This window comes from Shewanella vaxholmensis (assembly GCF_031932135.1).
Classification (GTDB): domain Bacteria; phylum Pseudomonadota; class Gammaproteobacteria; order Enterobacterales; family Shewanellaceae; genus Shewanella; species Shewanella hafniensis.
Genome location: NZ_JAUOEV010000001.1, coordinates 177,972 through 200,449 on the forward strand (window position 1 = coordinate 177,972; position 22,478 = coordinate 200,449).

Annotated in this window: 18 protein-coding genes; 8 read left to right on the forward strand and 10 right to left on the reverse strand. The window is 45.2% G+C overall.

Translation table 11 applies throughout. The features are described from left to right. Window positions 1-54 precede the first annotated feature (54 nt). A complete protein-coding gene (locus Q4Q46_RS00705; RefSeq protein ID WP_168823266.1) occupies window positions 55-768 on the forward strand; it encodes a DUF2461 domain-containing protein in 714 nt (237 codons plus the stop codon). Between the two features lie 94 nt (window positions 769-862). On the opposite strand, the gene Q4Q46_RS00710 is transcribed toward Q4Q46_RS00705, so the two are convergent. Beyond that, window positions 863-1,459, reverse strand: coding sequence for a TetR/AcrR family transcriptional regulator (locus Q4Q46_RS00710; protein WP_263179605.1), 597 nt, complete (start codon window positions 1,457-1,459; stop codon window positions 863-865). 211 nt (window positions 1,460-1,670) lie between these two features. Here Q4Q46_RS00710 and Q4Q46_RS00715 point away from each other — a divergent pair, with 211 nt between their 5' ends. From Q4Q46_RS00715 to Q4Q46_RS00735, 5 genes are all read left to right on the forward strand, one after another. Beyond that, window positions 1,671-2,297 carry a glutathione S-transferase gene (locus tag Q4Q46_RS00715; protein ID WP_311904980.1) on the forward strand — a complete coding sequence of 209 codons (627 nt, stop codon included), beginning with the start codon at window positions 1,671-1,673 and terminating at the stop codon, window positions 2,295-2,297. 66 nt (window positions 2,298-2,363) lie between these two features. Continuing rightward, window positions 2,364-3,032 (forward strand): glutathione S-transferase family protein, encoded by a 669-nt coding sequence (locus Q4Q46_RS00720; protein WP_311904981.1) that lies wholly within the window; start codon window positions 2,364-2,366, stop codon window positions 3,030-3,032. A gap of 237 nt (window positions 3,033-3,269) precedes the next feature. Further along, window positions 3,270-4,661 carry an RsmB/NOP family class I SAM-dependent RNA methyltransferase gene (locus tag Q4Q46_RS00725; RefSeq protein ID WP_311904982.1) on the forward strand — a complete coding sequence of 464 codons (1,392 nt, stop codon included), beginning with the start codon at window positions 3,270-3,272 and terminating at the stop codon, window positions 4,659-4,661. 288 nt (window positions 4,662-4,949) lie between these two features. After that, complete coding sequence (locus Q4Q46_RS00730; protein ID WP_006080915.1) at window positions 4,950-5,111, forward strand: hypothetical protein; 162 nt, start codon at window positions 4,950-4,952, stop codon at window positions 5,109-5,111. Window positions 5,112-5,348: 237 nt separating this feature from the next. Continuing rightward, on the forward strand, window positions 5,349-8,471 hold the full coding sequence (locus Q4Q46_RS00735; RefSeq protein ID WP_311904983.1) for an NAD(P)-binding protein: 3,123 nt from the start codon (window positions 5,349-5,351) through the stop codon (window positions 8,469-8,471). A 122-nt stretch (window positions 8,472-8,593) separates the two neighbouring features. Here the strand turns inward: Q4Q46_RS00735 and Q4Q46_RS00740 are convergent, their stop codons facing one another. Then, entirely contained in the window at window positions 8,594-10,267 is a 1,674-nt protein-coding gene (locus Q4Q46_RS00740) for a diguanylate cyclase (protein ID WP_311904984.1), read from the reverse strand. Window positions 10,268-10,513: 246 nt separating this feature from the next. On the opposite strand from Q4Q46_RS00740, the gene Q4Q46_RS00745 reads away from it, so the two are divergent. Next, window positions 10,514-11,365: a DMT family transporter gene (locus tag Q4Q46_RS00745; RefSeq protein WP_311904985.1), complete on the forward strand. Its 852-nt coding sequence runs from the start codon at window positions 10,514-10,516 to the stop codon at window positions 11,363-11,365. Window positions 11,366-11,425: 60 nt separating this feature from the next. Here Q4Q46_RS00745 and Q4Q46_RS00750 read toward each other — a convergent pair whose 3' ends face one another. The 3 genes from Q4Q46_RS00750 to Q4Q46_RS00760 form a co-directional block, all read right to left on the reverse strand. Continuing rightward, complete coding sequence (locus Q4Q46_RS00750; RefSeq protein ID WP_311904986.1) at window positions 11,426-11,965, reverse strand: YfaZ family outer membrane protein; 540 nt, start codon at window positions 11,963-11,965, stop codon at window positions 11,426-11,428. Between the two features lie 165 nt (window positions 11,966-12,130). Then, window positions 12,131-12,649 carry a GNAT family N-acetyltransferase gene (locus Q4Q46_RS00755; protein WP_311904987.1) on the reverse strand — a complete coding sequence of 173 codons (519 nt, stop codon included), beginning with the start codon at window positions 12,647-12,649 and terminating at the stop codon, window positions 12,131-12,133. 140 nt (window positions 12,650-12,789) lie between these two features. After that, complete coding sequence (locus Q4Q46_RS00760) at window positions 12,790-14,160, reverse strand: magnesium transporter (RefSeq protein ID WP_011846297.1); 1,371 nt, start codon at window positions 14,158-14,160, stop codon at window positions 12,790-12,792. 150 nt (window positions 14,161-14,310) lie between these two features. Between Q4Q46_RS00760 and Q4Q46_RS00765 the strand changes: the two genes are divergently transcribed. Continuing rightward, window positions 14,311-14,796: a glutathione peroxidase gene (locus tag Q4Q46_RS00765; RefSeq protein WP_311904988.1), complete on the forward strand. Its 486-nt coding sequence runs from the start codon at window positions 14,311-14,313 to the stop codon at window positions 14,794-14,796. A 618-nt stretch (window positions 14,797-15,414) separates the two neighbouring features. Here the strand turns inward: Q4Q46_RS00765 and Q4Q46_RS00770 are convergent. The 5 genes from Q4Q46_RS00770 to Q4Q46_RS00790 all read right to left on the reverse strand — a co-directional run bounded on the left by Q4Q46_RS00770 (window position 15,415) and on the right by Q4Q46_RS00790 (window position 22,371). Continuing rightward, window positions 15,415-17,274, reverse strand: coding sequence for a M1 family metallopeptidase (locus Q4Q46_RS00770; protein ID WP_311904989.1), 1,860 nt, complete (start codon window positions 17,272-17,274; stop codon window positions 15,415-15,417). Between the two features lie 697 nt (window positions 17,275-17,971). After that, window positions 17,972-18,943: a PstS family phosphate ABC transporter substrate-binding protein gene (locus Q4Q46_RS00775; RefSeq protein ID WP_006080906.1), complete on the reverse strand. Its 972-nt coding sequence runs from the start codon at window positions 18,941-18,943 to the stop codon at window positions 17,972-17,974. Between the two features lie 228 nt (window positions 18,944-19,171). Continuing rightward, window positions 19,172-20,470 carry a phosphate regulon sensor histidine kinase PhoR gene (gene phoR / locus Q4Q46_RS00780; protein ID WP_006080905.1) on the reverse strand — a complete coding sequence of 433 codons (1,299 nt, stop codon included), beginning with the start codon at window positions 20,468-20,470 and terminating at the stop codon, window positions 19,172-19,174. 80 nt (window positions 20,471-20,550) lie between these two features. Then, a complete protein-coding gene (phoB, locus tag Q4Q46_RS00785) occupies window positions 20,551-21,240 on the reverse strand; it encodes a phosphate regulon transcriptional regulator PhoB (RefSeq protein WP_006080904.1) in 690 nt (229 codons plus the stop codon). 186 nt (window positions 21,241-21,426) lie between these two features. Continuing rightward, window positions 21,427-22,371 carry a porin gene (locus tag Q4Q46_RS00790; RefSeq protein ID WP_041408521.1) on the reverse strand — a complete coding sequence of 315 codons (945 nt, stop codon included), beginning with the start codon at window positions 22,369-22,371 and terminating at the stop codon, window positions 21,427-21,429. Window positions 22,372-22,478 lie beyond the last annotated feature (107 nt).

Consider the following 22,478-nt stretch of genomic DNA (forward strand, 5'->3'; position numbering starts at 1 on the left):
GCGCATCTAGGCTGTTGGCACTCGTTTCAAATGCATTAATAAGGTTCACCGATAATGGCCACGCTCACGACTAAAATCCCTATTGCGACAGGTGCAACGTTCAGCGCTGCGAGTTTGCAATTTTTAAATCAACTGGCGCAAAACAACTCCCGCGACTGGTTTAAAGCCCATCAGGCGGAATACGAAGAGACAGTGCGAACCCCTGCGCTGCAGTTTATCGAGCAAATGCAGCCCAGTATCCTCGCCCTCTCGCCTAGGCTCACTGCCGTACCAAAAAAAGTCGGCGGCAGCTTGATGCGTCCCCAGCGAGACAGCCGTTTTAGCAAAGATAAAACGCCCTATAAAACCAATGTTGGCATTCAATTTCGCCATTTTCAGGGCAAAGACGTGCATGCGCCGGGACTGTATCTACATATTGCCGAAGATGGCTGTTTTATTGCCGCAGGGATTTGGCACCCAGAATCGAAAGCCTTAAATGCCATTCGCACTTGCATCGATGAGAATCCCAACGGCTATAAAAAGGCGCTACAAACCTTACAAAGTCATGGATTTAATATGGATGGCGATAGCTTAACTCGACCACCAAAGGGATTTGATAAAAACCACCCTATGCTGATAGAGCTAAAACGAAAAGATTTTATCGCAGTTAAAAATATCGCCTTTGAGGAACTCTGCCGCCCAGATGCAGCCAGTTTTTGTGCCGAGCAATTTGCACACTGTACTCAACTGATGGCCTATCTGTGTTTTGCGCTGGACTTGGACTTTTAGAAATAGACTTTTAAAAATAAACTTTTAAAAAATAGATTTCTAAAAAACATGGCCTAGGCAAAAACCTAGGCCAATCAAACTATGTCATTTGCAGTTATGCCGTCTGATTAGCACTCAAACTACGTAAATAGTTTTGCAATACAACAAACGCATTGTCTAATAACTCATATTCGCCCGCCTTGCCTAACACTCTAATCCCTTGTAATTGCAGCACTAAAAAAGCAGCGACTTGATGTGGTTGCACATGGGCTAATAGCTCTCCACGCGCTTGGCAAACTTGTAACACTTGGGTGAATGAGGTCTGTAATCGACAAAATAATCGCTGACATTCCTGCAGCACACTTTCATCGTTAAGGCTCTTTTCGAGCACGGCATTTTGCATAAAACAGCCGTACTTTTGCTCCCGCTGCAAAGCAACAAAGCGCGCTAGATAAGCTGCTATTTCAGCTAAGCCCGCTTTTTCATGCAGCAAAGTATCTGAAGCGCCAAAGGAGTAGTTATCGAGGTAGAAACTGAGGCACTCGCGGTAAAGATTCTGCTTGTCACCGAAACTGTTATAAAGGCTAAATCGATTAATGCCTAAATGGCCGACGAGATCGGAAATCGATGTTTCGGCAAAGCCCTTTTGCCAAAAAAGCTCCATCGCTAATATGAGTTTTTCCTGCCGATCAAAATTACAACTTCGTGCCATAAGCCTGCGACCTAATCTCTGAATACGCGCTCACGATCAGCTTTACCATTCCCCTTTACCACTCTTCTCTTTACTGCGGAAAGTTGAGGGGCAAATCATTCTTGACTGATCGTTTAGATATGGCGTAAATTCTATCCTAACCGATCGTTCCGTTAAAGCCTTATATGCTCAAATCGAGTATAAAGCACAGATAAAAACTACAGGACTTTAGATGAAACTCTACGAATTAGCTCCGACTCCCAGCGCGCGCCGCGTCAGTATTTTTCTTGCGGAAAAAGGCATAGAAGTACCAAGAGTGAACGTCGATATCCGCGGAGGAGAAAATTTAAATACCGAATTTAAAGCCAAAAGTTTAAATGGCCGCATTCCATTACTCGAACTCGATGATGGCAGCTACCTGTGTGAATCCGTTGCCATTTGTCGCTATTTAGAAGAAATCCACCCAAGTGTTCACTCGCTGTTTGGTAATACGCCACTTGAGCGCGCCAAAGTAGAAATGTGGCAACGTATCATAGAGTTACAAGGCTTAATGGTTGGGTTTCAAGCCTTTCGTAATTTAAGCGGCGTCTATAAAGACAGGGAAAATTGTGTCGAGTCTTGGGGCGCAGAATCACGCCAAAGGGTCATTGACTTCCTACCGACATTAGACCAACAATTGAGCACATCACCGTTTGTGGCAGGCGATGAATTCAGCATCGCCGATATTTCGGCTTACGTTTTTATCAGCTTTATTAAGAATTTAGATATTGAAGTCACTGACAGCTTGCCGCATCTTAAGGCTTGGTTCATCACTACGGCGCAACGTCCTGCCATAGTATCGTTAACCCCTACAAAATAGCGGCACGAATGCCTGAATAGGCCCTAAAGTGAGTAGCTATAAGCGTTATAACCTAAAGGAATCATCATGATAGATTTATACACAGCCGCGACCCCTAACGGTTTTAAAATCTCCATCGCACTGGAAGAAATGGGGCTAGAGTATCGCGTCCACAAGCTAGATTTCAGCACCAACGAGCAAAAACAGCCTGAGTTTATTGCCATTAATCCAAATGGTCGCATTCCCGCCATTATCGACCGCGATAACGAGGATTTTGTGGTATTCGAATCGGGTGCGATTCTGCTGTATCTCGCCGAAAAAACAGGTAAATTCCTGCCTGCTGATCCTAAAAAGCGCTCTCAGGTGACCCAATGGTTAATGTTCCAAATGAGCGGCGTCGGCCCCATGATGGGACAAGCCAACGTATTCTTTAGGTACTTCCCTGAAAAAATCCCTGCAGCAATAGAACGTTACCAAAAAGAAGGTCGACGTTTATTTGAAGTCATGAATACTCAACTCGCAACAAATCAATACCTTGCAGGTGACGAATACACGATTGCCGACATCGCCACTTGGCCTTGGGTCCGTATCCACGAGTGGAGCGGCATCAACATGGGAGGTTTGACCCATTTGCAACGTTGGTTAGATGAGCTAGCGCTCAGACCTGCGTGCCAAAAAGGCATAATCACGCCGCCACCGGTAGAAATGAGTGATGAAGAACGGGCTAAGCAAATCCAAAAGATGGTGACGAAATAATCACCTTCCAAGCGGTAATTGAGCGATAGCCTGCAAATAACCCTTTGGTACTGAATACACCATGAGTCTCAGTGACTCAACCACAAAAAGCCCTGCAAGTTGATACTACTTTGGGGCTTTTTTACTGCCTGTTATCGGGCAAAACTGCTACACTCTGCGCCACTTATTTTTCCCCTCTGTTACGGCTATGTCCCTTACATAAGGCGCCGTCACAGAAGCATGATCTAGGCTAAATTTATGGGTAATCCAAGCAGCTTCTCTTCCGGTATGGCATCCAACTCAGTCACATCATCGGCGTTAAATGTCCAAGCGAACACCCCAGCGCAAAAACGTGCGCTCAGTTACGCCAGTACAATTAAGCAGTTATTCGATGAAATTCAAAGCAGTAAAATGCCCGCCGACCGTATTTTGGCAAACTACTTTAGAGAACATAAAAAACACGGCTCAAAGGATCGTAAAGTTATTCGTGAATCCTTGTTTAGCCTGTTTCGCTGGTGGGGTTGGTTTCAGCGAGTAGGCGATCAACAAACCTCTGCCGTTTATTTGGCCTGCCTAAGCGCCAGTGCTCTATTGGAAGCCCATGCTTGGCAAGATATCACCACTGCTTGGCATGAGTTATCGCAGTCGCCTATCGATTATCAACAGGCTCAAGCACTTGCCGTTGACAGTCTCGAAGACAAACTCACGCTAATGCAGCATTTATTTCCCGCGACTGAGTTTAAATCACAGGATTTATTACCCGACTGGTTCTGGCAAGTGTGCCCTGTTGATACAGCGCAGCAAACGCAATTAATTAATGCTATGTCCAGTCGCCCGCCGATTTGGGGACGCGCGCAAGGGATCACGAGCCAAGATGCGGCGGCGCAGCTGCAAGCGCTTGGCATCGATGCTAGTTATGGTCACTACTTTAACGATGCGATTAACCTTGGCAGCAAGAGTATGAATCTTAATGAAATCGCCCTGTATAAAGACGGCAACATTGAGATCCAAGATTTGGCTTCACAGGTCATAGGGCAAATTTGCGCGCCAGAACCCGATGCCAATTGGTGGGACGCCTGCAGTGGCGCCGGCGGTAAAACCCTGCAGCTACGCTCTTTGATGTTGACCAAGGCTGCTGATAATCAAATACCCTCTGCGGGCAGCATCATATCGTCCGATATTCGCTCCAATGCCCTAGAAGAACTGACTAAGCGTACCCAAAGAGCCCACTTTAACAATATTAGCGTGGCCCGTTGGAAGAGTGATGCCCTGCCGGTACCTGCGGATCATTTCGACGGTGTGTTAGTCGATGCCCCGTGCAGTTGTACTGGCACTTGGCGACGTAATCCTGATATGCGTTGGTTGGATGGTGTTGAAGCCGTGGCCGATAAAGCCGCGTTACAGCTCGATATTTTAAGCCGCAGTAGCCGCGCAGTTAAAGCGGGCGGCGTACTCGTTTACGCCACATGTTCCTTGTCGCCGCTCGAGAACCAAGATGTAGTGACAGCGTTTTTACAGCAACATCCAGAGTTCACGCTCACGCCGATACGCCATCCTTTTACGGGTGAACAAACAGAAATGTTGACCGTATGGCCCTTTGAAGCGAATAGTGATGGTATGTTTGTCGCGCGTATGCTGCGCAGCAAGTAACACTAACTCATTATTTTGTATCAAAACTTGGCGCCTTTCATTCTGGGCGCCAGTTTCAATCATATAATATAATTTCCGATGATAATCAAACTTATCCTTTAATTATCATAAAGATAACCCACGCATCCCCCATTAAAATCTCAGATACGGCCATTTCAGTGGCAAGATATAGCCTTTGGACAAAACTTTTCACCATCAGTGATGAAATATTTCGCTTTAGCTTCATCTCACCTTTGGGTAAAAAGATCGGGTGCTGCGAATGGCACAGGTATTTTTGGAATTTTGACCATGTCACACTCCTATGAATTTGACGACGATGATGCGCCATGGGGCGATAACGTCAAAGGTAAGCAAAAGAATAAACGCGTGAAACAGCGCCGCAGAGATACTAAGCGACGTTACTCGGACGATAATACAGAGGTGGATTTCTACCAAAATAAATCGAAGTAACTGAACCTAAGTCCCCTAGCCCCACGGGTTTGTTTAACGAATTCGTTCTGTGCTAAAACCTGCCAAATCTGAGCAAGTTGGATAACATCCAACTTGCTACTAAATCCTGTTACCCCCTCTCAAATTCTTAATAAATCAATTGTAAAATCAATGGGCTTAATAGCTTATTTGCCCTATGCTTTTTGGGTTATAGCTTTCAAATCATTGGACTTACACTGAAATTTAAGGATGAACGCCATGGAAAAACAGCGCCCCGACTTTATTTATCCCCAAGGCAGTATGTTGATGCACTCCCCCTTAGTGTTAAATAAAGCCGATATGTACGGTTTTTTTCTGAAGGGGAAACAGGCAAATCTCCAACGCTCTATCGATAAGACCTTGAATCAAGTTGCCGGTAGTGCAATGTATTTTAAAGTGTTATCACCCTACGTACTGACAACCTTCACTCAAATTGAAAAAGCCTACTCCGCGTATCCAGAAGACAGAGCAAAAGGTTGGATCCAAGAAACGGACATCATCACTTGGGTCATGGTCGGGCGCCAAGATAGCAGCGACAGCACACAAATCAGCCAAGTATATTTTCAGCCACTCCACATTTGGGTGAACGATGCCATGGCCTTAATTAATGGCCGTGAACTCTTTGGTTATCCTAAATATTTATGTGAATACACTATGCCAGCTGTGGGTGAGCCTCTGACGCGATTATCCCTTGCAGCCAAAAGCTTTTTACATTTTTCGCCAGAAACTGAACTCGCCCTGCATCCATTAATTGAAGTGAATTGCGATGCCAAACCCGAGGCGCAGCTTTCAACCCTTGAAGCGATAACCCAAACCTGGCAACTCTTTAAAGAACAAACCGATTTCATCCCAGAGCTCGACCAGCTCGGCGAAGAGCAGCTGTTTCATCTGCTATTTAAACCCGCCATCGATCAAGTATTTCTAAAGCAGTTCCCTGACTCATCAGGGCAAAAAGCCGTTTATCAGGCCATCGTCGCCGCACCTGCCCAAGTGAATAAAGTGCACAGTGTTGCCCTGCTCAAAAATGATTTTGTCGCGACCATTTTTGATAATGCCAGCTTCCCGTTACAGGACACGCTCGGGGTCGAGATTGGTGAGCAGCATGTCTTACTGCCTTACCATGTGAACTTTGATTTTGAAGTGCCACCCGGTGAAGTTTTAGTCGATAACTCCGAAATCAAAAAACAGAAAATAGCCATTCTCGGTGGCGGTGTCGCGGCCATGACCGCAGCCTGTTATCTGACCGACAAACCCGGCTGGCAGAATCAATATGAGATTGATGTCTATCAACTCGGCTGGCGTATCGGTGGCAAAGGGGCAAGCGGCCGCAATGCTGCAATGGGACAACGTATTGAAGAACATGGATTACATATTTGGTTTGGTTTCTATCAAAACGCGTTTGCCCTAATGCGTAAAGCTTATGAAGAACTAGATAGGCCAGCAGATGCGCCGCTCGCAACCTTTTTTGATGCCTTTAAACCCCATAATTTCATCGTATTACAGGAAGAAGTCGAAGGCCGCTCGGTAAGCTGGCCGATCACTTTCCCTACACTACCGGGCATCCCTGGTGATGGCACCGAAACCCTCACCTTCTGGAAAGTCGTTAAAGTCGCCTTTGCGTGGATCAAAGAATGGCTCAAGGACATGGATGACTTGCTTGATTCCGATGAAAAATCCATGGGAACACCTAAAAACTGGCTCGATAGCAGCTGGTTTGAACGCTTAAAAGATAAGTTAGAGGATTCGGTCGAAGATGCTAAAGAATCACTCGACGCGCTCAGCGATAAGCTCGAATGCCATTTCAATCAAATGATTGGCCGCGAGTGCGATGAGCATGTCCACAGTGAAAGTGACGATGGCTTTGTGGAATCGGCCGTTGATGCCCTGCATAAACGACTCGTCAAACGCTTTAGCGGCCATTTAGATAACAATGACGAACTGCGCCACTTGTACATCGCCGCCGATCTGGGGCTTACGATACTCAAGGGCATGTTTGCCGATGATGTGTTTGAAAAAGGCTTCGATGCCATCAATGGTTATGATTACCGCGAATGGTTAACCAAACACGGTGCCAGCCTTAAGTACACAGTCGACAGCGCACCCGTGCGTGGTTTTTACGACTTAGTCTTCGCCTATGAAAAAGGCAACTTCGACAAACCCAATGTCGAGGCGGGGACGATTATCCGCTCTATGCTGCGTATCGCCCTGTGCTATCAAGGTGGCGTAATGTGGAAAATGCAGGCCGGCATGGGCGATGTGGTCTTTACGCCTTTCTACGAAGTGCTCAAACGCCGAGGTGTCAACTTCCACTACTTCAATCGCGTCGATAATCTCGAATGCCGCAATCAAAGCGTTCAAGCGATTGAAATCACCGAGCAAGTTGCCTTGGCACCAGCTGTCACAAGCTACGATCCCTTGGTCGATGTTAAAGGTCTAGCCTGCTGGCCAAGTACGCCCAATTATGAGCAGCTTGAGCCTGAACAAGCGGCACTGCTTAAAGCCCATAATATCAATCTGGAACACTTCTGGAGCGATTGGGACAGCGTATATGAAACGCACTTTGGCAAAGCCCTACCGAAAAAGCGCTTAGTCAAAGGTGTGGATTTCGACAAAGTCATCTTCGGTCTTTCCATCGGTTCTGTGCCCCATGTGGCGAGTGAAGTGATGGCACAAAGCCCAGCTCTCACACTTTGCGTTGATAAGGTGCAAACCGTTGCCACTCAAGCCTATCAACTGTGGATGAACCAAGATCTTAATGGAATAGGCTGGCCAAATTATTCTGAAGATGGCGAGGAACCCGTATTATCGGGTTTCACCGAACCCTTTGATACTTGGGCATCGATGAACCAACTGCTAGACAAAGAAGATTGGCGCGGTTTAGAACCTAAAAACGCCAGCTACTTTTGCTCTGCATTGCCTGTCGAAGCCTATCCACCAAGCTCGGATGTGGATTTCCAACAACGGAAAACCTTAGAAGCTAAAACCGGTGCTATCCACCAACTCAATACCGAAATCCATAAGCTTTGGCAAAATGTCGGTGATAGCTTCCCTTGGGAATGGCTTCACGATGAACAAGACCGTCAAGGCGTTGCACGCTTCGATAGCCAATATTGGCGCGCGAATGTAGACCCATCCGAACGTTATGTGTTGTCAGTTAAGGACAGCTCGCAGTATCGCATCACAACAGATGGCACAGGGATAGATAACTTGTATATGACGGGCGATTGGATAAAGACAGGCCTTAATGCGGGCTGCGTCGAAGCGGCGACAATGGCGGGTATGCACACCTCAAAAGCCATATCGGGTCATCCAGCCTTAATAAAAGGCGAGAAAGACTTCTAAACTCGTACTTATCAACCTGAGACGAAGCTTAACTTAAGGTAAAAACAATACGGCGCAGAATTTATCTGCGCCGTATTGTTTTGTCTAGCATCCAATGCAAACCATTTGATTAAACACAGCCGCTAGCTTAAATGCAGTCTCACATCGACCCCACTAATATCGGCATACACTTGGCGACGCTTATCCATTCGCGATTGGTACAAGTTAGTGTCTGCCGAACGCAGCCACTCGTGGGGATCGGCCACCTCAGAGTTTAACGAGATCCCAAAACTACACTGACAATCCTTAAAGCCTTGGCTGGCTAATTGTTCGGCTAACCCATTTAACGAACTCAGCAATAGCGGGATCCCCACCGAAGGCGTCACAACCACAAACTCATCACCACTAATACGATAAAGCTTTAAATGCGCTAAGTCCGTTGCTTGCAATAACTGCACTATCGATTGCAGTAATCTATCGCCCTCTTGATGGCCGAGCGTTTCGTTAACACTTTTCAGGCTATCGATATTCAATAGTGCTAAAGCCATTGGCTGCACTACTTTATCGGCGAAGCCTAGTTGCGAATTCATATACTCATCAAAAGCATAGCGATTACCTACTCGGGTCAAACCATCTAAACGTGCCTTTTCCCATGCAATCGCTAACTCTTCAATATGCGCCTTACGTTCCTCCGCCAGTAACTTGAGCTTATTGGCTAACGCCAGGGATAGCAGTAACGCATCGGCCGTGCCACCCATCAGCGTCGCCAGCTCAGCATGTTCAATGAAATCAGGGGTTAGCCCCATATTACCGGGTAAAATAATTACCGCAGGCAAGAGTAAACAAGTAAAGGCGAGAATAAAATAACGCGCAGGAGCAAAGCCTTTCATCAAGCATACATTACCGCAGGTAATCGCTAGGGCAATCCACAGCATAATTAGCACAGAGGCAATAATCGCCGTATAGGACAACAACCAAATACTGGTCGGCAAAGCCACAATACAAGCAAACATTAAATACTGACTAAGGCGCCACAATCGCGGTGAGTAGCTAGGTAACTGCAAGAAGTGCTTGTAAAACATGATATTAAAAATGGGCAAACTGATGAAAAACAGATGATGCAACTCAAGATAATGGAAATTAAACAAGTGCGCTGGCAAATGGAAGGTCAGTGCCCAGCCACCAAAATACGCGAAGACATAAAGGCCATAATAAAGAAAAGCTTTATCGAGAATAGAGATATAAATCAGAATATTATATAAGGCGATAAATAATAAGCCGCCTAGGCACAGCAGCACGGCCATGGCGAGACGATCAGACATCAACTGATGATCCGTCACGCTTTGTAGGGCAATCTCGGGAGGCGATGAATAATAACGGCTACTCAGCTTAACTAACAGCCAATAATCCGTACCCATATTTAAGGTAACCTTACGGCCATAATCGAATAAAAATTCGTAGGGGGCGGTGTAACCGCTGTGGGCATGTTGTGTACTGCCGTCACTACCGAGTATCCAGTAATCAACAGATTCGATAATTGAATTACTCGCATCCACTACCCAATTCGACTGACGCTGATTAACCATCACAGGCGTGATCATCCAATAATCACCGCCAGTTAAACTCACAGAATTAGCTTCGTCGAGTTGGCCCATCCAATGGGGCACAGCATCAAACTGTTTCGGGGGCTGTTGATCCGCTTGAGCATGGAACAAATACGGCGAATCGAACGCAATTTCAGCGCTTAATACAGAGGGACTTAATGTCCATATAAAAAGTAAAAAACACCAAAATAGGGTCTGTTTAAGTTTGTTCATCGGCTTATTAAGTTAAAGGGCCATAGATCATTTATACAGCTATGAAGTAAATGCTAATGCTGTCAATCTTAGTCGATAGTTGGAATTGTAGGTTAACTTTATGGCCACATTTAGTTTTTTACAATCAGTTAGGCTAAATTAGTCGAATATCCCATGCCGTATGGAGCTATTTTAGTCTCAAAGTCCAAACCGTGACCTGAAATCCAAAATACAACTTAATACTGACTTATTTTTTGCTGGGATCCTATGCAGCCTCTATTGATGATTTTAGCCGCACAACTCCTAATTGCCAGTGGCAACCTCTTGGTCAAGTTGCTTGAAAATGATGCACCCGTGTTCCAACTGGTGCTCTACAGACAACTCTTTGCCACCTTGCTAGTGCTGCCTTTTGTGTGGCGCTTGCAGGGTAATCTCAAACTGAGCCCTTATTACAAAGTGCATCTTGCCCGCGCCCTATTGATTGGACTCGGCAATGCCATTTTTATGCTTGCCATTTTGCATCTTCCCCTCGCAACGGTAACCGCCGTGATTTATACCTCACCTTTGTTACTCCTCGTGCTTTCTGCGTTATTTTTGCATGAACGCATAGGCTATCGACGCTCAGTTGCGGGGATCATTGGCTTTACTGGCATTCTACTTATCAGCCAACCAACCGAATTTAACCTGTATATAGGTTTAGCCTTTTTCGGTGCCATGACGTCGGCGTTGAATAGTTTGATTTTAAAGGCCTATTCGACCCATGAACATCCTTTCTCTATGCTCTTTTGGTCTAATGCCTTTGCGATGATATTTCTGATACCAGCGACCTTATACGAAGGCGCGGATTTTAGTTTGCCTGTAGCACAGGTGGGATTAACGTTGGGACTATTTTATATTTGTATGACTTATCTCATCATCCATGCCTATCGACGTGCCGATGCGAGCCAAATGGCGCCTGTTGAATATACCGGATTGATTTTTGCAGCCTTGTTCGGCTGGTGGATACTCGGTGAAGAACTCGGCCTAGTGATGCTAATCGGCATTGGATTAGTCATTTTCTCATCCATATTGCCCAGCTACAGCGAGCTAAAAGCAAAATGGAAAAGCCGGCGAAGTTGACCTTGGCCGGCTCTTGTCATCGACTGCTAAGTTAACGCAGCGAGATCAAAACGATTGGTTTTAGAAGCGGAATTTGCCGCCAATATACACGCCATCTTCGAAAGTGAAATCGCGGGCGTCATCGTACTCATAGGCAATCTTGCGATAACCGACATAAAACGCCATGTTTGGTGTTACGCGGTATTGCACTTTTGAATCGAGCTCATATTGACCATCAACATTGCCAAACGACAAGACTGACGGCGCATAGTAAACGGCGGCGTGTAATGAAATATTAGGCCCCATAGATAGCGCATAACGGCCACCAACAGAAATGGCGCTACCATTTGGAGAATAGTCAGACCAAAGCTGACTTAACTTAGCGCCAACTTCAAAGTGATGCACACCCACATCATGGGTCATGTGCATTGCACCTTGGGCAATATGGCCGCCCTCGTCAGCATAGATATAACCTAACACTGCGTTAGTATCTTTGCTCAATTGCAGTTCTAACTCAGTAGAAACCACATCGTTATTCAACCCAAGATTAAATTCTGACGCATTCACTTGCAGCGCTGCCGCACTCAATAATAAAACACTTGCTACTCTGAACTTAGCCATAAAAACACCTCAATAAATGACTGTGGGTAATAGCCGCGGATCATACCGAATAAATAAAGAAAATCAGCCTATTTGCGTATAAATGGGGATAATTTGCGAGGGATATACAAATGAAAAACAAACTCGAAACAGCTGAAGATCTAAGTCTTTTCACTTACGGCACAATTACACCGCTTGAATGCGATCACCCACTAAAGACAGCATGATCGCTTCAGCATCGACATTGGCACTTAAGGCTAAGTAATACCAACCCACAGTGTTGCCCGTGCCGCGGACACTCAAATAATCACGCCAAAATTGAAAGCCCGCCTTCAACAAATTTGCTTGGCTCGACGTGTTCTCGGCGCGAATAGTAGCGTATAAAATCGAGATCCCTAAAGCCTTCGCCACTTCGATACGTTTTTGCGTTAAACCTTGAGCTATGCCCTGACGTCGATAATAGGGCGACACCACCAGATAACCCAATTCACCGACAGTGCCTTTACCAACAGTGCCTTTACCGGCTTTTATCGCAGCGCAACCGACTATCTCACCCTCAAAGGTTTTCGCTAAGATCACCGCACGAGAATCGAAAAATACCTGATGGTCCAGCGGATGGGCGTTATCATCACGCCCATCAATCAATTGTGCCGCCAGCGCTAATTCCTCTGGCTGTTCACTTATTACAAACTGAATGTCACTCATATCCAGATTAAACCGTTAATGTTGCCAACATACGGGAAATGCACGCCAGTTAGCTGTGCATTCATATCCCACTTCGCTTTCACTCTCATACTACAAATCTAACAGAGCACTATTGATATAACTGTTTATATACCAATGCACTACAGATACAAGAGGGTCGCCATACCTAAGAAAGTAAAGAAGCCCACCACATCCGTCACTGTGGTCAAGATCACTGAACCCGACAGCGCCGCATCTTGATTAAACTTCTGCAGCACCATAGGCACGACCACACCAGCAATTGCTGCCACTGCCATGTTAATCAAAATTGCGCAGCCAATCACTATGCCTATGGTCGCTTCACCGAACCACCAGCCCGCGACTAAACCTATAACTATCGCCCACAAAAAACCGTTAACTATGCCAATGCCGAGTTCGTTCTTCATTAACGAAAACAAGTTACCCGCTGAAATCTGTCCCATGGCCATACCGCGGATCATCAGCGTCAACGACTGACTACCCGCAATGCCGCCCATAGAAGCCACAATCGGCATTAACACTGCTAACGCGACCACTTGGGATAACACATTTTCAAATAAGCCAATCGTCGCCGAAGCGAGGAAAGCCGTCAGTAAATTGATCCCGAGCCACACAGCGCGGCGCTGGGCGCCTTTCATAATCGGCGCGAACAAGTCGTCGGACTCATCCATACCCGCAGTTGCCATCAACTGCGCTTCATAATGTTCACGCACTAAAGCGGTCGCAGTTCGCAGCGTCACGCGACCAATTAACTCTCCTGACTCATCGATCACAGGCAATTCAATTTCGCGGCTGTGCTCTATCGCTTCGGCCGCTTCCAATAAACTCGTGTCAGCGGATAACGCACGGCTATCCTCGGACAAGAGTGAAATCAATAATTCATCGGGATTATGTTTAAAAATGTCATACCGACGAACTGTGCCTTGATACTTATCCTGATCATCAACGATAAACAAATTGTCGTTACAATCGAGTTCAATACGGCGGAAAAAGCGCTGTGCCTGCGCAACGCTCGCCTTATCACTGAGCACCAACATTTGATGATCGGTATAACGGCCGATTTCATTCTCAGAGTACTGATCGTAGAGTTCGAATCGTTGTCGCTGACGCTCGCCCATCTGGGCCAAGGCGCGATCGGTAAAACTTTCAGGGAGATAATCACTCCATTCAATTAAATCTTCTGGGCTTAACTGGGCAAATAGCAAGTCCACTTCATTGTCGGGCATCCGTTTGAGGATCCCCATGCGCGGATCGGCACGCATTAAGCTCAACACTGTCACTCGGTCAGCAAATTCAACTTGCTGCCAACGCTCGTAACGCTCATCCAAGGGCAAGGATTCAAGCGCTAAGGCTATGGTTCCAGGTTCTGAGTCATTCAGAATTTCGCTAAACACTTCAGCTTGTTCTTCGCCTTCAACTTCAGTGAGTTGTTGAACAACCTGCCCCACGTCAGCTTGCATGTTTGTTTCGTATTCTGCGTCATTTTCTGTCACACAGATGCCCTTTTCTTTAGCTACAAAATTGCTGTAACTATATTGATAATTAAGTAAATTAGCAAACCCACAAAATAAATTGCACACAACTAGATTGCTGAAAATTATTTTAAAGTTTATGCTGTTGACTAAGATCCTATGGAGGTGAACATGACTACGAATATATACAGCCAATCAGCGACAGACATTCAAGGCAACGCGGTAAGTTTAGAGCAGTATCGAGGCAAAGTACTCTTGATCGTTAACACCGCCAGTGAATGTGGGTTTACACCGCAATACAAGGGATTAGAAGCGTTATATCAAGAATATAAAGATCAAGGATTAGTGATTTTAGGCTTTCCTTGCAATCAATTTGGCGCCCAAGAAAAAGCCGATGAGCAAGGCATTCAAGCCTTTTGTGAATTGAATTTTGGCGTGACATTTCCACTATTTTCTAAAATAGAAGTGAATGGCGAACATACCCATCCACTTTATCAATACCTTAAGAAAGCTGCTCCCGGTGTATTAGGTACTCAAGGTATCAAATGGAATTTCACCAAATTTTTAGTTAATCGCCGAGGCGAAGCGATTAAACGATTTGCATCGACCACGAAACCCGAAGCGTTAGAAAGTAAAATTGCCGCTTTGCTAAAATAATTTACTCGCTATCTATTTGAAATTTTGCGTTTTATAAAAATTTAGATTTATTTTAACTTTTTTATGGAACTTTAACCGTACAAGCCCCCTCAAATGTATTGAACAGTGAATGCCTTTTTCATGTTCATCATCTCCCTGGGGCTTCTAGCGCGGCCCCCTTGACCTAGGAATAGGTCACTAGGCAACCATTTGGTTGCCTTTTTTTATCCCAATGATTTATATGTAAAGTAAATGTAATAGCACATTTCAACTGCTTTCTATCTTTCAGAAATTCTTTTTTAAACTTTTTAGGATTTTTTTGCGATATCGGTGAACTTAATTAAAAATGGCGACTCTGAGTATAGGTAAGGATTAACGGATAAGATTAAATGCACCTTGAGAATGAAATATGTGGAGTCACAGTTTCATTCACTCAAATGACACAGTTTCTGTTTTATCGCATTGAGTCTAATTAGTTGGTCGTTCATCATCATCTCCCTTTTGGGACACAATAGAAAACACGCTAGCGCACTGAATTCTATTTGTATCCCGCACTGATTTCCTTGTGGCAACCTTAGGTTGCCATTTTTTTTGCCTAAATTTCTATACGCACCTAAATCGCTATAATCGCCTAAATGTCTATAATATTAGCGACTTGTCTAATTGAACTTGAATCGAAGGGTGATAGCCTGCGCGAGCCTTTGTATAGATATCTTTTAATTCAGTATGATACCCCGCGATTTGCAGCTCAGCATAAAGTGGCCGCACAAATTTACCGCGTCCAATACGCACTAAATAAGCACTTAAAGCCGGCAACACAGGGTCGTAATGATTGCGAATCGCCACCCTAAACCAATCACAGGCAATTTCTGCGTTAGTCGATTGGGTAAATTGGAAGGTTTCATCCAGATCCATCAGTTGTACTTGGCTGATGACTTCCGGTAATTGGGTCAAAAAATACTGCCAATGATGTACTCGCCAATCTTTTACACTTAATAGGCTCGCGGCCGTTCCCTGTATAAAGCACGCCAGCGCATCATCCACTTTATCTAAACTCATGGATGTTGGTCCGCAATATCCCTCGGGCAAACCTTCGCCATAAATCCACGTTAACAGCTCGGCTTCGGTGATCTTATCTGAGTGTAATGGCAGTAAGGTTTGCTGCGCGTATTCTACAAACACTTCGGTGGTAATCGCCTTAAAGGCAAAATGGTCCACATAATTGCGTAAAAATTTATCAAACGCCACTCGCCCTAGTCTGCGCTCGAGATCATGGACAAACATCGAGGCTTTATCATAGGTAAAACGATTAAAGGCAAGGTTAGGATCGCCCTGCTGCACATTGGCGGGCAAGGTTTGTTTATCCTTAGGCAAAGACGCCATTTCTTCTGTTAAGCGACCAAACTCTATCACCCACTCCAACTCTGCTTGTTCTTTGCCGTAAACCGCTTCCACAATACGGTTAGTAAAGTAAGTCGTAAAACCTTCGTTTAACCAGAGATCTCGCCAGGTTGCATTACTGACTAAATTGCCCGTCCACGAATGCGCTAACTCATGGGCAACGGTGGAAACCAAGCTTTTATCGCCGGCGATAAGTGTGGGTGTTAGAAAGGCTAAACGTGGATTTTCCATCCCGCCAAAGGGGAAACTCGGCGGCAGGATAATCATGTCGTAACGGTTCCACACATAAGGACCTAACAATGACTCGGCAACCTCGAGCATATGTTCGGTGTCTTCAAACTCTTTTGCGGCGGCCGCCAACATACTTGGCTCAGTATACACCCCGCATCTTGGGCCTATCACTTGAAAGGCAATATCACCGACTGCCAGCGCCATCAAATGGGTCGGAATAGGTCGCTCCATCTCAAAGTGAAACACACCATTAAGCGGCGTGTCGGGATGATTCATCGCACTCATAACAGCTCGCATACCTTTGGGCACTTGCACTTTAGCATCAAAGGTTATCCGCGCCTTAGGCGTATCCTGCAGTGGGATCCAGCTACGAGCATTGATCGGTTGCGATTGACTGAAGAGATAAGGTAACTGTTTACCCGCAGTTTGCTCAGGCGCTAACCACTGTAATCCTTGGGCGGCTGGAGAGGTGTGATAGTGAATGCAAACCTGCTGGCAAGGTGACGTTGGCAAACTGATGCATATTTTTTGCCCGAGAATAGAATTGGCTTCACTTAGTATAAAATCGAGCGGTGCTTCATTTTCTGGTATCGAAACACTCGTTGTATCAGTAGCATGCACGGCAGTAACCGCGAGTATGGTGAGATCGCGGCTATCGAGCCAAAGTTCAGTGACATCAAGCTCAAGGTAATCCAAGGACAGCGTCGCTTTGCCAAAAAGACGCTGCGCGTCAAAATCCACCAGCAAATCCAAAGAGACATGGGTCACTTGCACTTGTTCGGTATTAGCAAAAGAATGGTAATCTCGGGTGAAATCCCAAGTCGTGGCATCCGCTAAGGTATTCTTAGTCTTAGTTGGTTGTAACACTGTCGCCTCAATATTCAAGTTATGGGCACAGGGCGATGGGCGCTAGCCCCCTATCTCTGGCTCAATTGTAAAGGGTAAGTTTGAATGCATAATAGTGAACGCAGCTGTAGAGCAATACTGCATAACTTGTCGTTGTTATAACGACTCACAGCCATAACTCATCACAGATTATTAGCCATTATTATCGACTGCACATTTGCTCAGAGGCAAATCGTAGCAGAGTTTTAGATCAGCTTATCGGCGAGTTTTTGTAACAATTCATCTTTGGCGGCGATCACAGAGCTGCAATCGATTCTCTTGCGTCATGCAAGAATTGCGGGGCAATAGTCTACGACGCCAATTCCGAGGTACAAACCGAGCAAAAAATAGAGGCTCACACCTCTTTAAAAAAACAAATGCAAAATTATTTAAAATATTTCGCACTTTCTCTGAACTAATTTAAAGATGCTGAGTCAGATATTATGAACCGAATCTTTGCAATGAGTTTCTTCGTTCATCATCATTCTCCTTTAGATGGTTTCTAGCGCGACCGTCCCAAGATTCCGAATTGGAATTTACAGCAACCTATTTAGGTTGCTTTTTTTATGCCTTTTATTTGGCATCTACCAGACAGAATGACCAAACATCATCGCCCAGATAAAACCCCAGAAACAAAAAAGGACCTCCGAGGAGGTCCTTGATTAACAAGCCGTTTGGCTTACAAGCGGATACCCACTTGTTCTAAATCTTTAGCAACTACGCTCTTAGGCAGAGTCACATAGCCATCTTTCTCAACTACTTGCTGACCTTGCTTAGACAGCACATAACGTAGGAATTCTTTTTCCATTGGTGCTAAGTCTTTGTTTGGTTGCTTGTTCACGTAAACATATAGGTAACGTGATAGTGGGTAAGTACCGTTAGCTGCGTTTTCTGCAGTTGCTTCGATAAACTCTTCGCCTTTCTTAGCAATCGCAACTGCTTTAACACCAGCAGTTTTGTAACCGATACCTGAGTAACCAATCGCGTTTAGAGATTGAGAAACAGATTGCACTACAGATGCAGAACCTGGTTGCTCGTTCACGTTCGCTTTGAAGTCGCCTTTACACAGTGCGTGCTCTTTAAAGTAACCGTAAGTACCAGATACAGAGTTACGACCGTAAAGTTGAACATCTTTAGCAGACCAGTTACCGTCTAAGCCCAGCTCGCCCCAACGTTGGATGTCGCTGCTACCACATTTGTGAGTAGAAGAGAAAATACCATCAACTTGTTCAACGCTTAAACCTTTGATTGGGTTATCTTTGTGTACGAATACTGCTAAAGCATCGATAGCTACGCGAACCGCAGTTGGCTTATAACCATAATGTTTTTCGAACGCTTCAATTTCGTTAGGCTTCATCTTGCGGCTCATTGGGCCGAACTGTGAAGTGCCTTCAGTCAACGCTGGTGGCGCAGTAGAAGAACCCGCCGCTTGGATCTGGATGTTGACGTTAGGGTACATTTGTTTAAATTCTTCGGCCCAAAGTGTCATCATGTTGGCTAACGTATCTGAACCTACAGATGATAAGTTGCCTGACACGCCACTTGCTTTTTCATAAGTTGGCAGAGATTGATCAATCGATGCCATCGCAGTTGCAGAGAATACACCAGCGGCTGTTAGGGTAATCGCGCCGACAAGCTTTTTCAGTTTCATTATGTGCTCCAGTAGTAAGCTAACTAATTTGTAACTTAAGTTTCTTCAGACGCAGCCAGTATCAATCGCTACAATGACAATTCTATGTCTGTGATGTGACACTTAGATGACAATGCGTTATTTATCGCTTTTTTCTGTCACTAATAAACAACTCTCTGAACCTAGAAACAAAAACAGGCCATAGTGACCTGTTTTTATTATTAATTGCGAATATTTCACTTAAGCAATTTACTTCTTACGCTCGATAAGATGTAAAGGAATAACAAAGCTAAACGTACTGCCTTTACCCACTTCACTGCTGATTTTAAGCTCACTGTGATGATGGTTAAGCGCATGCTTTACTATCGCAAGACCTAGACCACTGCCACCGGTTTGCCTTGAGCGCGCACTGTCTACCCGATAAAAACGTTCAGTTAATCGACCTATGTGCTGAGGTGCAATGCCTTCGCCCGTATCCGTTACGCTAAAGATAGCTCCCGTTGCCATACTGCGCCACTGCACTGTGATTTTACCACCGGGTTCAGTGTAACGAATCGCGTTAGAAATCAAGTTAGAACAAGCACTTCTTAGCTGCAATTCATTACCGTGGGAATCAAGCCCAGGTTCGCAATAGAAGCTCAGCTCGTATCTGTCTTGTGCTAGCGCCTTAGCCTCCTCCTTGAGCACTTCCATCAGCTGCGTCATGTTCACTGTATGTTCGAGGTTGATATCGGCCGCATCTTCAATCCGCGATAACATCAATAGCTGTTCGACCATAGATTGCATTCGCCGCGTCTGCTGCTGCATTAAAGCCAGCGGTTTGACGTTCATCGAATCGGGCTCGGCCATGCTTTGCATCATTTCGAGATAACCCTGCAACACAGTGAGCGGCGTTTTCAGCTCATGTGACACATTCGCGACAAACTCTTTACGCATGCCCTCGAGCTGACGTATACGAGTGATATCCCGCGCAATTAATAGTAGCTGCCTATCACCGTAGGCCATGATACGGATCTCAAGCAAACGCCTATCCGATACCGGCGAAGGTAACTCCAGCGGCTCTTTGTATTGTGCAGATTTAATATAAGCGGAAAAATCAGGATGGCGGATCAAGTTATCAATACGCTGGCCATTATCCTGCGGCCAAACAAAGCCGAGAATAAGCTGCGCTAACTTGTTGCACCATAAAATATTATGCTCTGAATCGAGCACCACAGCGGCATCGGGTAACGCTTCTGCACCTTGGCGGAATCGCGCCAGCAATGCGGCCAATTGACCGACACGTCGACGATTCTTCCCTTGAAGGCGATAAATGCCGTTAAACACTCCTTCCCAACTCCCACTGCCCTGCGGCGGCGTGAGTTTCCTATCGCGCCATAACCAAAAGTTAAGCCGTGATAATTGTCGGTAATGCCAGCAAACCAGCCCTAGCATGCCGAAAAAGAGTATCCAGAGAAGTTTCCCTACCAATAAACCTATTAGCGCGCAAAGCAGTAGATATAAGGCTAAGCGCGTAAACAACCGGTACCCTGAATAAGAGTCAGACATAGATAAACCCAAACATCAGGCTAAATAAGAGGAGCACAAGATAGCCTAAAAGCTAACTTGTGCCTAACACTTATTCGGCACTAAATGCGTGTAGAGAAACGATAACCTGCGCCACGAACCGTTTGGATCAAGCGGTCGTGACCAGACTCTTCAACGGCTTTACGAAGGCGTCTGATATGCACGTCAACGGTTCTGTCTTCAACATACACATTGGTTCCCCACACATTGTCGAGCAGCTGTTCGCGGCTGTAGACACGTTCTGGGTGGGTCATGAAAAAGTGTAATAAACGAAATTCGGTTGGGCCCATGTCTAATACAGTATCGCCTACGCTCACCCTGTGGCTCACAGGATCGAGCATTAAGCCCTGCACATCAATGGTTTCTTCTAATCGAGTCGGTGCACTGCGACGCAATACGGCCTTAATACGTGCGACAAGTTCTTTAGGGGAGAAAGGTTTAGTGATGTAATCATCGGCGCCGACTTCGAGACCTTTGACTTTATCTTCCTCTTCACCGCGGGCAGTTAACATGATGATCGGAATTTGGCGCGTGAACTCATCTTGCTTCAAGCGTTTCGCCAATTGAATACCACTTCCGCCAGGAAACATCCAATCCAATAAAATCAGATCGGGGTAAGGCTCCTTTAGCAGCGCAATGGCCGAATCAAAATCTTCCGCCGCAGAGGTCGTAAACCCATGCTGTTCCATTACAAAAGTCAGCATCTCGCGGATGGCTAACTCGTCTTCTACTATCAATATCCTTGCAGTCATAAGTGATTTTCTGTCAGTGAATGTCAACACGGCTATTATTAGTCATTTTTATTACAGATTTATGAATTAGCACGCCGTTTGAGCCATATAGTAGTAATATTTGTCATAATAAGTTTATATAACTGTTTGTTTATAGCAATAAAAAAGGAGGCTATATGCCTCCTTAATTGAATCTTAATACTGGATTTAGAATTTGTGTTCTAAGCCAACACCGATATATTTGTCATCATCAGTAGACGCTTCTAACGAACGATTGGTGTAGAAAGCGAAGACTTTAGTGGGTTTAGCCAGTGCATAATCAGCACCTACTGACCATGAATCACCTTTGTCTTCCATGTCTTGATATTGTGCTTTTAAAGTAACAGCATCGATATCATAGGCAGCGCTGAACAGGTAACCGTTAATGCTATCCGTCGTTACAGGTAGAGCATTTTTATAAGTCTCTTCCTGTTGTTGGTACATACCACCTAAGGTTAAATCAGCGATTTTACCTTGAACCGATGCACGTAGGATTTCATAACCTTTCACATCTGAGTCATAAGCAATAGCAGCATAGATAGGTGATTTTTTCAGTTTAGCGTCACCGTACATAGCGGCTAAGCTGAAACCGTCTTGACCTTGTTGGTCAGCATCACCTTCAGCAGCATAAGTAGCACCGAATACGAAACCGCTAATTGATGGAGATAAGTAAGTCGCAGTTTGACCTAAACGGTTGTCGCCTTTGAACAGGCTTTTTAAGTCGCCAGATAAATCGTTAAATTGATCAACGTTACCTTGAGAGATTTTTAACAGCGTGTCGTTACGACCAACTGAGAACGAACCGAATGCGCCTTTTAGGCCAACAAATTGGTTACGTGCTTTAAAGTTGTCGCTAGTCGCAGCACCTGTATCAACTTCGTATTCAACTGTGTAGAAGGCTTCCAGCGAGCTAGACAGTTCGAAATTACCCTTCACACCAAAACGAGAAGCATTACTTTGAATAGTTGTTGTAGCATCACCTTTCTCATCATTTGATTGAGCAGTGACATTCAACTTACCATAAACAGTCAGTGGCTCAGCGGCATAAGCTGAAGCCAGAGTTGCAGAAGCTAGCGCAGAAGCAAGTAGAGTTTTACAAAAAACGTTCATCATTTAATCCTTTCGACGTTATGTTCGTCTTGGTTATTGGTTTGGAACGACCGAAAGTGTGCAATGAATGTGTTTCAGTTTTATTTCAATTGTGACCGTTTAGTGCGCAA

What these genes read in the sequence shown, in the direction of transcription:
- phoB (WP_006080904.1), bottom strand. Translation starts at nt 21,240, where the DNA reads ATGACTGCAAGGATATTGATAGTAGAAGACGAGTTAGCCATCCGCGAG.
- Q4Q46_RS00790 (WP_041408521.1), bottom strand. Translation starts at nt 22,371, where the DNA reads ATGATGAACGTTTTTTGTAAAACTCTACTTGCTTCTGCGCTAGCTTCT.
- Q4Q46_RS00740 (WP_311904984.1), bottom strand. Translation starts at nt 10,267, where the DNA reads ATGAACAAACTTAAACAGACCCTATTTTGGTGTTTTTTACTTTTTATA.
- Q4Q46_RS00750 (WP_311904986.1), bottom strand. Translation starts at nt 11,965, where the DNA reads ATGGCTAAGTTCAGAGTAGCAAGTGTTTTATTATTGAGTGCGGCAGCG.
- Q4Q46_RS00755 (WP_311904987.1), bottom strand. Translation starts at nt 12,649, where the DNA reads ATGAGTGACATTCAGTTTGTAATAAGTGAACAGCCAGAGGAATTAGCG.
- Q4Q46_RS00730 (WP_006080915.1), top strand. Translation starts at nt 4,950, where the DNA reads ATGTCACACTCCTATGAATTTGACGACGATGATGCGCCATGGGGCGAT.
- Q4Q46_RS00735 (WP_311904983.1), top strand. Translation starts at nt 5,349, where the DNA reads ATGGAAAAACAGCGCCCCGACTTTATTTATCCCCAAGGCAGTATGTTG.
- Q4Q46_RS00745 (WP_311904985.1), top strand. Translation starts at nt 10,514, where the DNA reads ATGCAGCCTCTATTGATGATTTTAGCCGCACAACTCCTAATTGCCAGT.
- Q4Q46_RS00765 (WP_311904988.1), top strand. Translation starts at nt 14,311, where the DNA reads ATGACTACGAATATATACAGCCAATCAGCGACAGACATTCAAGGCAAC.
- phoR (WP_006080905.1), bottom strand. Translation starts at nt 20,470, where the DNA reads ATGTCTGACTCTTATTCAGGGTACCGGTTGTTTACGCGCTTAGCCTTA.
- Q4Q46_RS00715 (WP_311904980.1), top strand. Translation starts at nt 1,671, where the DNA reads ATGAAACTCTACGAATTAGCTCCGACTCCCAGCGCGCGCCGCGTCAGT.
- Q4Q46_RS00710 (WP_263179605.1), bottom strand. Translation starts at nt 1,459, where the DNA reads ATGGCACGAAGTTGTAATTTTGATCGGCAGGAAAAACTCATATTAGCG.
- Q4Q46_RS00775 (WP_006080906.1), bottom strand. Translation starts at nt 18,943, where the DNA reads ATGAAACTGAAAAAGCTTGTCGGCGCGATTACCCTAACAGCCGCTGGT.
- Q4Q46_RS00705 (WP_168823266.1), top strand. Translation starts at nt 55, where the DNA reads ATGGCCACGCTCACGACTAAAATCCCTATTGCGACAGGTGCAACGTTC.
- Q4Q46_RS00725 (WP_311904982.1), top strand. Translation starts at nt 3,270, where the DNA reads ATGGGTAATCCAAGCAGCTTCTCTTCCGGTATGGCATCCAACTCAGTC.
- Q4Q46_RS00720 (WP_311904981.1), top strand. Translation starts at nt 2,364, where the DNA reads ATGATAGATTTATACACAGCCGCGACCCCTAACGGTTTTAAAATCTCC.